This window comes from Oceanicaulis sp. (genome assembly GCF_051859625.1).
Taxonomy (GTDB): domain Bacteria; phylum Pseudomonadota; class Alphaproteobacteria; order Caulobacterales; family Maricaulaceae; genus Oceanicaulis.
In genome coordinates, this window is the sequence record NZ_JBHYFH010000001.1 from 929,292 (window position 1) to 941,141 (window position 11,850).

An 11,850-nucleotide genomic window follows, 5' to 3' on the forward strand; every position below is an offset into this window, starting at 1 on the left:
GCGCGGCCTGCGGCGCGCCCACGCTCAATTTCAACTCTGCCGCGTACGGAATTAGCAAACAAGTGTGACGTCTAGTGCGACGCCGTCTCGTCGATACGCTGCGCGAACCGCACGGCGGCGGCGCCTGCTTCGCCTGGCGCGGCGGGACCGTCCGCACGCCCCAGCACCGCATCGACAAACCGCGCCACATTCGCGCCCAGCGGATCACGGCCTTCGGGCGTGTCCATATAGTCAGGGTTGAGATCAAACCCGGTGGTGTTGTTGAAGGTGCGCGCCACGAAATCAATCTCGATGACGCCGCTGTCATACTCAACCACCATGCCCCGGCGGCGGTCGTCAGCGATGCGACTGGCCTTGAGCTTCAGCTCAGCGCCGTTTTCAAAGCGCGCCTCGATGCTCACCTCGTCCAGACTGTCGCTGCGCTCTGTCTTGCCCTCAACGCTCAGTGTTTCGGCCTCTGACTGGCCGATCAGGGTCAGGGCGAGGTCCAGGTCATGCACCATCAGATCAAACGTCACCGAAATGTCGGTGCTGCGACCGCTCCAGGGCCCTTCGCGCCAGGCGGTGATGCGTTTGGGCGGCGTCTGGATCGCCGTCAGCCCCATCACGTCAAAGACCAGGCGTTCCTGGTGCCCGCACGCCAGCACAAGATCGTGTTCAGCCGCCAGCGCGACCAGACGGTCTGCGTCTTCACCGGTGACGGCGAGCGGCTTTTCAATCAACACGGGCTTGCCCGCCATGAGCGCTTTGGCGCCCATCCCGGCATGAGTGACGCCCGGGCTTGCAATGGTGACCACGTCCACAGCCTGCAGGAAGGCGTCGAGATCGGAATACGGCGTCGCGCCATGCGTATCCGCCAGCGCCTGCGCCCGCTCCGCGTCCGGATCAAAGATCGCCGTCAGCGTGGTGTCAGGGTTCTCGACATATTTGCCAGCGTGATAGCCGCCGAAAACACCCGCGCCGATAACGCCTGCGCGCAAGGGAGAGGTCGCCGTCTTGGTCATGGAGATGCCCTGTCATGCTGAAGGCTGAACGGTGTGCGGTGTCATAAAACGCGTTTGGGCCAGAGGCAAAGGGCCGTATCGCCGCGCCTAGCTGACGCCGGCGCGAAGAAGATCGTGGATATGCAGAAGGCCGACAGGCTTGCCTTGGTCATCACAGACGAAGAGCTGGGTGATCTTGCGGTCCCCCGCCGTCATGATCCGCAAGGCGTCGGACGCCAGCGCATTGGGTCTGGTGGTGACCGGGCTGGCCGTCATCACGCTTTTCACCGATTGCTCGATCAGGTCCGGGCCCATTTTGCGGCGCAAATCTCCATCGGTGACGATGCCGGACAGCTTGCCGTCGCCATCGGTCACGCCGATACAGCCGAATCCCTTCTCGCTCATCACGATCAAGGCGTCGCCCATGCTGGCGAGTTCGGGCGCGAGCGGTATGGCGTCGCCGGCGTGCATCAGCTCATCCACGCGCGCCAGCGCCGAACCCAGCGCGCCACCGGGGTGGAAGCGGGCGAAATCGGTCGCGGTGAATCCCCGCGCCTCGATCAACGCCACCGCCAAGGCATCCCCGAAGGCCATCATCATGGTGGTTGAGGTGGTGGGCGCGCGGGTCTCTCCGCACGCTTCAGGCGCCTTGGGGCACAGCAGGACCACATCAGATCCCTTTGCGAGGGTGGAGTCAGCGCCCGCCGTCATGCCGATCAGCGGCACGCCGAACCGGCGGCAATAGGCGATCAGATCACCGAGTTCTCTGGTTTCACCAGAATTGGACAGCGCCAGCACCGCGTCATCCGCCGTGATCATGCCCAGATCCCCATGGCTGGCTTCGGCTGGATGCACATAGGACGCGGGCGTCCCGGTGGAGGCGAGCGTGGCTGCGATCTTGCGCGCCACATGACCCGACTTGCCGACCCCGGCGCAAATCAGACGGCCCTTGAGCCCGCTGATCAGGCGCACCGCCTCGACGCTGACCTCGTCCAGTGCGGCGCTCAATTGCGCCAGCCCGTCCTGTTCCAGACTCAAGGTGCGGCGCATGGCCTCCAGGATCGGAGCGGTTTGAAGAGCGGTTTCGGACGGCGACATGGTCCATTCCCTCGGTCTGTCCCGGCTCTGATCCGGGTCTGGGGCGGGTGGGCGCCCCCTGTACCAAGCCGGGCGCGAACAGGCTAGACACGGATGCGTCTGCAGATGGGCTCGACGGACAGGCGGTAAAAGGGGTAAACCGCGCGCCACAGCAGTCTGTCCGTCAAAGGAACGCCATCATGACCCGTCTTGTGCTCACCCGTCACGGCCAGAGCGTCTGGAACCTTGAGAACCGATTTACAGGCTGGGTGGATGTGGACCTGACTGACGAAGGCGTCAAACAGGCCAAGCGCGGCGGTCAGTTGCTGGCCGAAGCCGGTTTCAAACCTGACTTCGCCTGCACCTCGGTGCTCAAACGCGCCATCCGCACCTTGTGGTTCTCGCTGGAAGGCGTGGACCGGGTCTGGGTCCCCGTCGAGAAAACCTGGCTGCTGAACGAACGCCATTACGGCGCGCTGACGGGCCTGAACAAGGCGGAGACCGCAGCCAAGCACGGCGATGAGCAGGTGAAGATCTGGCGGCGCTCCTATGACATCCCGCCGCCCGCGCTGGATGCAGACGATAAGCGCCATCCGCGCTTTGATGATCGGTACGCCAACCTCGATCCGGCGCTGCTGCCCGGCACGGAAAGCCTGAAACTGACCCTTGATCGCGTCGCCCCCTATTTCCACAACACGATCGCGCCAAAAATCAAAGCCGGCGAAGACATCCTGATCTCCGCGCATGGCAATTCCCTGCGCGCGCTGATCAAGATGCTGTTTGACGTCTCCGCCGACGACATCGTCAAGGTCGAGGTGCCCACCGGCAATCCGCTGATGATCGAGCTGGACGGCCTCAAGCCGACCTCCGCGTGCTATCTTGATGAAGACCGCGCCCAGCCGCTGAGCTTTGCGGATTAAAGCCTGATGAGCGCCCGCCCGGTCAGCGTCGAGGATTTGCGCTACATGGATGTGGCGCTGGCGCTGGCCTATGCCCGACTGGGCGCCACAGCGCCAAACCCGTCTGTGGGCTGCGTCATCGTCAAAGACGACCAGATTATCGGCGCCGCCGCCACGGCGCCGGCCGGTCGCCCCCATGCCGAACCCCAGGCATTGGCCCAGGCGGGCGAGGCGGCGCAGGGCGCGCGCGTCTATGTTTCGCTGGAGCCATGCGCCCATTACGGCCAGACGCCGCCTTGCGCCGAGGCGTTGATCAAGGCGCGGCCCGCCGAAGTGATCATCGCCTGCCGCGACACGTTCGAGCCTGTGGCGGGGCGGGGCGTCGCCATGTTGCAAGACGCGGGCATAGACGTTCTGGAGGGCGTGCGTGAGGCGCAGGCCCTGGCAATGAACGCCGGTTTCTTTCACAGACTGAAGACGGGGCGGCCCTTGCTGACGCGCGATCCCCGGCCCGCGCTTTTCGACGCAGACTTGAGCCTTGAGCCAGGTGAAAGCCTCGATGCAGCGCTGGACCGTCTCGGAGAAGCGGGCCTGACGCGCATACGTCAGGTGTAAAAACGTCCGCGGCGCGCTTTGCGACAAGATAGCGTTAAGAGGACTGCGTCCACACTACGCCTCTCTGGGCGCGTGAGCCCTTATCCGTAACGGACCGCAGATGATCGGCAAGCCCATCCAGTATCAGCCCATGAGCCAGCTTGAGGTTGATGACGCCTGTCGCAAGCACGAGTTCTTGATGAACGGGCGCATGGGCGGCGCACGGGCGAACTTCTCCTACAAGATTCTCAAGGGCCTGGACCTGTCCGGTCGCAATCTCGCCGACGCTGATCTGTCCGGCGCCATTCTGGAAGGCACCAATTTTTCCGGCGCCAACCTGACCCGCGCGACGATTTTCGCCGCCGACATGCGCCAGGCCAACCTGTCGGGCGCCGTGCTGCACCGGGCGGATATGCGCGGCGTGATCCTGCGCGGCGCGGACCTGACCGGCGCCGATCTCAGCCAGGCCGATCTGCGTGAAGGCGCCATCGCCCAGGTGGATCGCGAGAAAGGCCTCGCCGTCATCACCCACGAACAACGCCCCGGCGAAGCCAGCGAGGCGCGTTTCAAGGGCGCAAACCTGTCACAGACCAAGATGACCGGCGCCGTGGCCCAGTCCTCTGACTTCACCGACGCCGTTCTGATCGGCGCGCGCCTGACCCGCGCCAATCTGCGCGGTTCGCGCTTCCCCGGCGCCAATCTGCAAGGCGCTGACCTGTATGGCGCCGACCTCAGCGATGCGGACATGCGCGATTGCGTGCTGATCGGCGCAAAAACCGATATGGCCCAGTTCCAGCGCGCCAATATGGAAGGCGCCTTGCGGGACGCGCCGCCGCCTGAAATCGCCGATCCGGGCGGGGAAACCGCCAAAGCGCTCGACCGGCATGCGCGCTGGTGTGAGACCGGCGGCGCGGAGGGAGAGCCCTCCACCTTTAACGACAAGGATTTGCGCGGCCTGAAATCTCTGGCCGGCCGCAATCTCACCGCGCTGCAGGCGCGCAACGCCATTCTCTATGGCCTCGACATGGAGGGCGTGGAATTGCAGGGCGCGAAACTGTCCGGCGCGGACATGCGGATGACTTCGCTGCGCGGCGCCGACCTGCGCGGCGCCGACCTGAAGGGCGCCAAGCTCAACAACGCCGATTTGCGCGAAGTGCAACTGGGCCCGCTCGTCCTGCCCAATGACCGGCTCCTGGCCGCTTCAATCGCCGAAGCCTGCCTGCGCTACGCCGATCTGTCCGGCGCGGACCTGCACCATCTGAACGCTGAAAGCGCGGACATGTCCTTCGCCCGCCTTCATGGCGCAGACGCCCGCAAGGCCGTGTTCACGCGCGCCCTGTTCACCGGCGCGAAACTGGGCGCGAACTTCACCAAAACGGTCGAAGACCTGACGGACGCGATCGACATCAACGCCGCCTGAGTGGACGTTTCCCCCGTCAGCCGATAAATACTCATCCTGAGCATAAGGGGCGCACGCCCCTCTGACCGGTGACCTGATGACCGCTTTCACGAATATCTATCGCCACGGCTTCGCCCGGATTTCAGCCTTTGCGCCCGAAGTGCATCTGGCCGATCCGCTAAGCAACGCCGAGACCCTGATCGAGCTGGTGCGCACCGCCCATGAGCGTCACGCCGCCGTGGCGCTGTTTCCCGAACTGGGGCTGACCGGGTATTCGGTTGACGATCTGCATCATCAAAGCGCGCTTCTGGACGCGTCAGAATCCGCTGCGGCCCGGATCATCGAGGCCAGCGAAGGGCTGCGTCCCCTGATCCTCTTCGGCTGCGCCCTGCGTAGCGCCGGGCAGCTGTTCAACTGCGCGCTGGCGGTGCAGAATGGCCAGCTTCTGGGCGTCGTGCCCAAAAGCTATCTGCCAAATTATCGCGAGTTTTACGAAAAGCGCTGGTTCGCTGACTCCTCGAGCGTGATCGAGGACACGATTTCGGTCGGCGACCACATCGCGCCATTCGGAACCGATTTGCTATTTGAAGCGCTGGACGCGCCCGGCCTCGTCGTGCATGCGGAGATTTGTGAGGATTTCTGGTCGCCGATCCCACCCAGCCTCTTCGGGGCGCTGGCGGGGGCGACCGTCATGGTGAACCTCTCCGCCTCAAACGTCACCATCGGCAAGGCGCGTGAACGCGCCGCTCTGTGCGACGCCCAATCCCGCCGCACCCAGGGCGCCTATATCTTCTCGGCCGCAGGTACGGGTGAATCCACCACGGATCTGGCCTGGGACGGCCAACTCCTGGCCTACCAACAAGGCGAGCTCATCGCAGAGGGCAAGCGCTTTCTCAATGACGCGCCGGCCATGCTGTACGCCGATATCGACCTTGACCGCATCACCTCGGAACGCGCGCGCCTGTCCACATGGCGTGACGCCTGCGCGCGCCATGTGGAGGACCTGCGTAGCTTCTCCCGAATCGGCTTCACGCTGGACCCGGACCTTGAAGCCGACATCCCGCTCCAGCGCGAAGTGGCGCGCTTTCCGTTCGTGCCGAACGACGCCGCCCGCCTCGATGAAGATTGCTATGAGGCCTATAACATCCAGGTTCAGGGGCTGGTCCAGCGCCTGAAGGCGACCAGGATCAAGACCGCCGTGATCGGCGTTTCGGGCGGGCTTGATTCCACCCAGGCGTTGATCATCACCGCCCGCGCCTTTGACAGGCTGGGGCTCGACCGCTCCGGCATTCTCGCCGTCACCCTGCCCGGTTTCGCCACGTCGGCGGGAACGCGATCAAACGCCCTGGCGCTGATCGAAGGCCTGGGCGCCACCCATCGCGAGATCGATATCAAACCCGCCGCCGAGCGCATGCTGGCCGATCTGGACCATCCCTATTCAGACGGCGCGAGCCAGTACGACATCACCTTTGAAAACGTTCAGGCGGGCTTGCGCACCGATTATCTGTTCCGCCTGGCGAACCATGAGGGCGGGCTGGTCATCGGCACGGGCGATTTGTCCGAGCTGGCGCTCGGCTGGTGCACCTATGGCGTCGGCGACCATATGAGCCATTACAATGTGAATGGCGGCGTGGCGAAGACCCTGATCCAGCACCTGATCGGATGGGCCGCCCGGCGCGAGGAATACGGCGCGGCGGTTTCAAAAGCGCTGCTGGATGTCCTGAACACCGAAATTTCGCCCGAGCTGATCCCGGCCGGCGAAGACGGCGCGATCCAGAGCACCGAGGACGCCATCGGCCCCTACCCGCTCAATGATTTCTTCCTGCACTATGTGGTGCGTCACGGATTCAGCCCCGCCAAGATCGCCTTTCTGGCGGAAGCGGCCTGGAGCGACGCGAAGACCGGCCACTGGCCGCCTCATGTGAGCGCGGCGGACAAGCGCGCCTTTGACCGCGCAACCATCCTGCATTGGCTGGGTGAGTTCGCGCGGCGCTTTTTCGGAACCAGCCAGTTCAAGCGTTCGGCGGTTCCAAACGGCCCCAAGCTGACCTCGGCCGGCGCCCTCAGCCCGCGCGGAGACTGGCGCATGCCCTCTGATTCAAGCGCGAAAGTCTGGCGTGACGCCGTCGCCGCGCTGAAAGACGAGATTCTCTGACATAAAAAAGCGGCGCTTCGTCTTGAGGATGAAGCGCCGCCAAAGTCTAAAATCAGGGGAAGGTCGTCAAAGAAGTTCGGCCCGATCAGCCAGACGCCGACAATCGGGGGGAGGGACGACGCACGTCCGTCCGACCGGGCCTTGTCTCGGCTAGGCGGCGTCCGCCTTGTTCGCCGAGATGAGTTTCGCATCCGTCTTGCCGTTCACAGCGATCCGGCGAGGCTTCTTGGCCTCGGGAATCTCCCGCTCCAGGCGGATGGACAGCAACCCATTCGCAAGCGAAGCATCACGCACCTGGACATGATCGGCCAGATGGAAGCGGCGCTCGAACGAACGCTCGGCGATGCCGCGATGCAGATAATTGCGATCTTCCGCATCCTCGGCGGGGATACGCTTGCCTGAAACGGTCAGTACGTTTTCCTGAACCTGCAAATCCAGATCGTCTTCACTGAAGCCGGCGACGGCCAGTTCGATCCGGTATTCGTGTTCGGACAGCTGTTCGATATTGTAAGGCGGGTAGCCGCCCGAAGGTTCAAGCTTGGCCGCGTTGTCGATCATATTGGCCAGACGGTCAAATCCGACAATCGTACGGTAAAGCGGGGTGAAATCAGTCGTACGCATGGTATCGATCCTCCTTGGAAGCGATCGGGCCCTCGCAAGGGCTATGTCATGTTTCAGGGTCCGCCTTCCAAACCGCCCGCCTGTTGCAGCGCGGCCTGTCCGGCAATCCGTAAAGCCCCGTTTGGCGGCCTCACCCTAAAAGAATTGGGAAAGCGGATCAGACCTCGCAAGAGGGAGACGGAATTTTTTTCAAACCGGCGTCCTGAGGCGTGCGAGCGCCATTGTGGCGCGGCTCGTTATCCCTTTATGATAAACGCAATTATGGCCAATCCGGAGTGAGCCCATGACACGTCTGACCGCCCTGCTATCCGCTGCATCCGCCCTCGCCTTCCTGACGGCGTGCGGCGCGCCTTCCCCCGAGGACGACACGACCACGTCTGAGCCATCCGCCGAAATGATCGATGACGGCGAAACCGCACTGACCGAGGATGACATGGCCGCCGACGAAGCGGCGATGATGGAGGAAAACCGCCCCGAGCCAGGCACCCTGGCCTGGGCCATGAGCGGCGAGTGGCGCAGCGAGGAAGACCAGGCGCGCGACCCTTATCGTCATCCGATGGAGACGCTGGAGTTTTTCGGCGTGGATCCGTCATGGCGCGTCATGGAGATCTGGCCGGGCGGCGGCTGGTACACCGATATTCTGGCGCCCTGGATCGCAGCCAATGGCGGTCAGTATATCGCCGTCTGGCCCGACATTCCCGCCGACAATGAACGCGCCGTCGCCTTCCAGGCGCGCTTTGTGGAAAAGTTTGACGATCCGCGGTTCGGCGATGTCGAGCTCGCCACCTTCGATAGCGAGAGCGGCCCCTTGGGCGAACCGGGTTCCGTCGACGCCATCGTGACCTTCCGCAACACCCATTCCTGGATGGGCCGCGGCGCCGCGGAAAAAGCCTTCAGCGACTTCTACGACGTGCTCGCTCCGGGCGGCATTCTGGGCCTGGTCCAGCACCGCCTGCCGGCGGACCGCGTGCAGGATCCGCGCGCCAGCACCGGTTATGTGCAAGAGGACCTCGTGATCTCCATGGCCGAGGAAGCGGGCTTTGAGCTGATCGACAGCAGCGAAGTCAACGCCAACCCGATGGACACGGCGGACCACCCGTTTGGCGTTTGGACCCTGCCGCCGGTTTCCCGCTCATCCGCCTTTGGCGAGCCTGCCGATCCCGAATTTGATCGCACGCCATACGACGCAATCGGGGAATCAGATCGCATGACCTTGCTGTTCTTCAAGCCTGAAGGTGATGCGGGCGGCTAAAGCCTGACAGAACGCCGGCCCGGATCCCTCCGGGTCGGCGTTTTTCTTTTGACCGATCAGACCGCCGCGCTGGCGAGTCGGTCGAGCGCCTGAGCATGCAAGGACCGATTGGCGGCTGCGATCAGCTGCCCGCCTTCATGAGCCGGTCCGCCCCGCCAGTTGGTGATGACGCCGCCCGCCCCGCTGACGACAGGAATGAGCGCGCCCACATCCCAGGGCTTGAGCCCGCTTTCAATGACCAGGTCCACGCCGCCCAACGCCAGCGCCGCGTAGCCATAAGCGTCCAGCCCGTAGCGGCGCACCTTGGCGCTTTGCGCGATCCGGGCGAACGCATCCGCTTCAGCGCCGGCGAACAACCCCGGATCCGTGGTGGAGACGATCGCGTCCTCGACGCGCAACACGGTGTCACGTGTTCGCAAACGCTCGCGTCCGCTTGCACGCTCAAACCAGGCGCCCGCGCCGGAGACTCCGGTGAAACGCTCGCCGGTGAAAGGCTGATCAATGATGGAGAGGAGCGGCCCGTCAGGCCCGTAAAGGGCGATGAGCACGCACCAGGTCGGCAGGCCCGCAATAAAGGCGCGCGTCCCGTCTATGGGATCCACGACCCAAGTGCGCCCCGAACGACTGGGCGTTTGCGCCTGTTCCTCGCCCAAAACCCCGTCATCAGGACGCAAATGGCCGAGCAAGGCGCGCATACGCGCCTCGATCGCCCGATCCGCTTCCGTGACAGGATCAAACTCGGCTGCAGGTTTGGCGTCGACGCTCAATCCGGAGCGAAAGTGGAGCAGCGCTATAGGTCGTGCGGCGTCCGCCAGTTGAGCAGCGACCGCCAGCTCCGCTTCCACATCCAGATCAGGCATCAGTCTCTCAGCTTACAAAGGCCTGAGATTACGCAGCGCTTTCACCGCGGGCATCCGGGTCCAAAGACCGCGCCAGCTCGAGCAGGCGACGGCGCGGACGCTCATTGAGCTTGTAATAGGCTCGGACGAGATCCAGCGTTTCTTTTTGCGACAGGACGTCAGCAGCGACGTTCTCGCCTTCCGGAGCCGCAGATTCTCCAGACCCTTGCAGGCCTTCGTAGAAGTACTGCACCGGAACGTCGAGCGCTTCAGCAAGCTCGAACAAACGCGATGCGCTCACCCGGTTGGCGCCGCTTTCATATTTCTGAATTTGCTGAAAGCGAATGCCGACGGACTGCGCAAGCTGTTGTTGCGTCAGCCCCAACAGACGACGGCGGCGGCGGATGCGCTTTCCCACATGATGGTCAATGGCATTGGTCATTGTGAAAACCCTCGATCAAACATTTGAGTTGCGACTCCCCCGTCATCACCGCAACACGACACTTCAATGACATCTGAGATATGGCACACTCATCTTCGCGTAGCAAGTGAACACAACAGCACAAATCTACTCAGAGGAAACACGTTTGAAATATGCTTTCCCAAACACTTCACTCCGCGACAAGTCTACCTGTGTATTCTGTATAAACCATGGACTTAGTCCATTTGGCCAAACGCTCTCTCAGACTATCCATATGCGCAGACGGCCGAACTTCCACCTCTCGCAAATACAATCCGCGATTGATTTCCAGTTGCATGACGTGAACGCCATTCACCGGATCTCCATAATGCTCGGTCGTATACCCCCCCGCATACGGGCGGTTCCGGGTTACCGTAAAGCCCAAAGCTTTAAAATACGATTCTGCATGGTTGACGAGGTTTCGCCCGCAAGATGCGCCGAACCGGTCACCGAGAACCATGTCCGCCCCGCGCGCGCTTGAAGACGGCATGGAATGGCAGTCAATCACGACCGCATATCCGAATTGCTCAACTGCTGCGTTTATTTCCGCCTTTAATGCAGCATGATAGGGGCGGTAATACCGTTCGATCCTGCGACGCCCCTCTGCATAGGCGATCAATCCTGGATGAATGCAACGCCCGTCTGCGGCCAGACGCGGAACCACGCCCAGCCCGGCCGAGGTGCGTGCATTGGGCGCGGTGAACCCCTGCTCTGGCGCAGCGTCGAACAGGCGTGCATCAAGTTCGTCCGGCCCTCGATTGGGGTCAACGAAGGCCCGCGCAAAGATCGCCTCGACAAAACTCGCGCCCAGAGACGGGACGTGCGAGAAGAATGTGTCGACATAAGCGTCCTCTGACCGGCGCAGGACCGATACGGGCGCACACGTCTGATCCAGGAAGTCTGTTTCATAACAGCGCCCGGAATGCGGTGAGGCGAAAATGAAGGGCGATGTCCGCACCTCCGGCGCATGAACAAGAACCGGTTCATCTATCGGGGCGATCATATAATCAGAAACAGATTGCATCAGACAATTGTGATCGGTGTACGGGCCAGGTCAATGAGACATACGGCCCACTGAGAAAAAAGCTGAATGTCTCACCACGCGTTCAGTGGACTTTTACGAGTTTGGTTTAGATTTGACGCCGGTGGATAACAGACAAGGGGGCGGCGATGGCCCGCATTCTGCTCGCAGAAGATGACGACTCCATGCGTGACTTCCTGGCCAAGGCGCTCAATCGCGCCGGCCATGAAGTGGACGCCGTGGCTGATGGCGAGGAAGGCCTGGATGCGCTTGGCGAAGCCCCGGGCGCGTACGAACTGCTGCTCACAGACATTGTCATGCCCGGCGTTGACGGGATCGAACTGGCGCGGCGCGCCGCTCAGATCGATACGGGTCTGAAAATCATGTTCATCACGGGCTTTGCGGCCGTGGCGCTCAACGCCGGCGAAGCCGCGCCCAACCAGGCCAAAGTGCTCTCCAAGCCCTTTCACCTGCGTGACCTTGTGGACGAAGTCGCCAAGGTGATGGCGGCGGCTTAAGACGCCCCCTCTCAGAACAGAAAAAAGGCCTG

12 protein-coding genes are annotated in these 11,850 nt (G+C 62.9%); 6 read left to right on the plus strand and 6 right to left on the minus strand.

What is annotated here, in order from left to right; translation table 11 throughout:
- Positions 1–71: 71 nt before the first annotated feature.
- Positions 72–1,004, minus strand: coding sequence for a Gfo/Idh/MocA family protein (locus tag ACTIGF_RS04465; protein ID WP_439635725.1), 933 nt, complete (start codon positions 1,002–1,004; stop codon positions 72–74).
- Positions 1,005–1,091: 87 nt separating this feature from the next.
- On the minus strand, positions 1,092–2,081 hold the full coding sequence (locus tag ACTIGF_RS04470) for a KpsF/GutQ family sugar-phosphate isomerase (RefSeq protein WP_439635726.1): 990 nt from the start codon (positions 2,079–2,081) through the stop codon (positions 1,092–1,094).
- A gap of 179 nt (positions 2,082–2,260) precedes the next feature.
- Between ACTIGF_RS04470 and gpmA the strand changes: the two genes are divergently transcribed.
- The 4 genes from gpmA to ACTIGF_RS04490 all read left to right on the plus strand — a co-directional run bounded on the left by gpmA (position 2,261) and on the right by ACTIGF_RS04490 (position 7,107).
- Entirely contained in the window at positions 2,261–2,980 is a 720-nt protein-coding gene (gpmA, locus tag ACTIGF_RS04475) for a 2,3-diphosphoglycerate-dependent phosphoglycerate mutase (protein ID WP_439635727.1), read from the plus strand.
- Positions 2,981–2,986: 6 nt separating this feature from the next.
- Positions 2,987–3,574 carry a bifunctional diaminohydroxyphosphoribosylaminopyrimidine deaminase/5-amino-6-(5-phosphoribosylamino)uracil reductase RibD gene (gene ribD, locus ACTIGF_RS04480; RefSeq protein ID WP_439635728.1) on the plus strand — a complete coding sequence of 196 codons (588 nt, stop codon included), beginning with the start codon at positions 2,987–2,989 and terminating at the stop codon, positions 3,572–3,574.
- 100 nt (positions 3,575–3,674) lie between these two features.
- The gene (locus tag ACTIGF_RS04485) at positions 3,675–4,973 is read left to right on the plus strand and encodes a pentapeptide repeat-containing protein (protein WP_439635729.1); all 1,299 of its coding nucleotides are present in this window, start codon (positions 3,675–3,677) and stop codon (positions 4,971–4,973) included.
- A gap of 76 nt (positions 4,974–5,049) precedes the next feature.
- Complete coding sequence (locus tag ACTIGF_RS04490; RefSeq protein ID WP_439635730.1) at positions 5,050–7,107, plus strand: NAD(+) synthase; 2,058 nt, start codon at positions 5,050–5,052, stop codon at positions 7,105–7,107.
- Between the two features lie 150 nt (positions 7,108–7,257).
- Here ACTIGF_RS04490 and ACTIGF_RS04495 read toward each other — a convergent pair whose 3' ends face one another.
- Positions 7,258–7,728, minus strand: a complete 471-nt coding sequence (locus ACTIGF_RS04495) for an Hsp20 family protein (protein WP_375548165.1) — start codon at positions 7,726–7,728, stop codon at positions 7,258–7,260.
- Between the two features lie 283 nt (positions 7,729–8,011).
- Here ACTIGF_RS04495 and ACTIGF_RS04500 point away from each other — a divergent pair, with 283 nt between their 5' ends.
- Entirely contained in the window at positions 8,012–8,980 is a 969-nt protein-coding gene (locus tag ACTIGF_RS04500) for a class I SAM-dependent methyltransferase (RefSeq protein WP_439635731.1), read from the plus strand.
- 56 nt (positions 8,981–9,036) lie between these two features.
- On the opposite strand, the gene ACTIGF_RS04505 is transcribed toward ACTIGF_RS04500, so the two are convergent.
- The 3 genes from ACTIGF_RS04505 to ACTIGF_RS04515 form a co-directional block, all read right to left on the minus strand.
- Complete coding sequence (locus tag ACTIGF_RS04505) at positions 9,037–9,840, minus strand: inositol monophosphatase family protein (protein WP_439635732.1); 804 nt, start codon at positions 9,838–9,840, stop codon at positions 9,037–9,039.
- A 28-nt stretch (positions 9,841–9,868) separates the two neighbouring features.
- Positions 9,869–10,261 (minus strand): helix-turn-helix domain-containing protein, encoded by a 393-nt coding sequence (locus ACTIGF_RS04510; RefSeq protein WP_022700478.1) that lies wholly within the window; start codon positions 10,259–10,261, stop codon positions 9,869–9,871.
- Between the two features lie 169 nt (positions 10,262–10,430).
- A complete protein-coding gene (locus tag ACTIGF_RS04515; protein WP_439635733.1) occupies positions 10,431–11,303 on the minus strand; it encodes an N-formylglutamate amidohydrolase in 873 nt (290 codons plus the stop codon).
- Positions 11,304–11,449: 146 nt separating this feature from the next.
- On the opposite strand from ACTIGF_RS04515, the gene cpdR reads away from it, so the two are divergent.
- On the plus strand, positions 11,450–11,818 hold the full coding sequence (cpdR, locus tag ACTIGF_RS04520) for a cell cycle two-component system response regulator CpdR (RefSeq protein WP_107712318.1): 369 nt from the start codon (positions 11,450–11,452) through the stop codon (positions 11,816–11,818).
- Positions 11,819–11,850: the final 32 nt, after the last annotated feature.

Bases quoted from the DNA above. Each gene is read 5' to 3' on its own strand.
- ACTIGF_RS04485 (WP_439635729.1), top strand. From the start codon at position 3,675: ATGATCGGCAAGCCCATCCAGTATCAGCCCATGAGCCAGCTTGAGGTT.
- ACTIGF_RS04470 (WP_439635726.1), bottom strand. From the start codon at position 2,081: ATGTCGCCGTCCGAAACCGCTCTTCAAACCGCTCCGATCCTGGAGGCC.
- ACTIGF_RS04515 (WP_439635733.1), bottom strand. From the start codon at position 11,303: ATGCAATCTGTTTCTGATTATATGATCGCCCCGATAGATGAACCGGTT.
- gpmA (WP_439635727.1), top strand. From the start codon at position 2,261: ATGACCCGTCTTGTGCTCACCCGTCACGGCCAGAGCGTCTGGAACCTT.
- ACTIGF_RS04465 (WP_439635725.1), bottom strand. From the start codon at position 1,004: ATGACCAAGACGGCGACCTCTCCCTTGCGCGCAGGCGTTATCGGCGCG.
- ribD (WP_439635728.1), top strand. From the start codon at position 2,987: ATGAGCGCCCGCCCGGTCAGCGTCGAGGATTTGCGCTACATGGATGTG.
- ACTIGF_RS04500 (WP_439635731.1), top strand. From the start codon at position 8,012: ATGACACGTCTGACCGCCCTGCTATCCGCTGCATCCGCCCTCGCCTTC.
- ACTIGF_RS04495 (WP_375548165.1), bottom strand. From the start codon at position 7,728: ATGCGTACGACTGATTTCACCCCGCTTTACCGTACGATTGTCGGATTT.
- cpdR (WP_107712318.1), top strand. From the start codon at position 11,450: ATGGCCCGCATTCTGCTCGCAGAAGATGACGACTCCATGCGTGACTTC.
- ACTIGF_RS04505 (WP_439635732.1), bottom strand. From the start codon at position 9,840: ATGCCTGATCTGGATGTGGAAGCGGAGCTGGCGGTCGCTGCTCAACTG.
- ACTIGF_RS04490 (WP_439635730.1), top strand. From the start codon at position 5,050: ATGACCGCTTTCACGAATATCTATCGCCACGGCTTCGCCCGGATTTCA.
- ACTIGF_RS04510 (WP_022700478.1), bottom strand. From the start codon at position 10,261: ATGACCAATGCCATTGACCATCATGTGGGAAAGCGCATCCGCCGCCGC.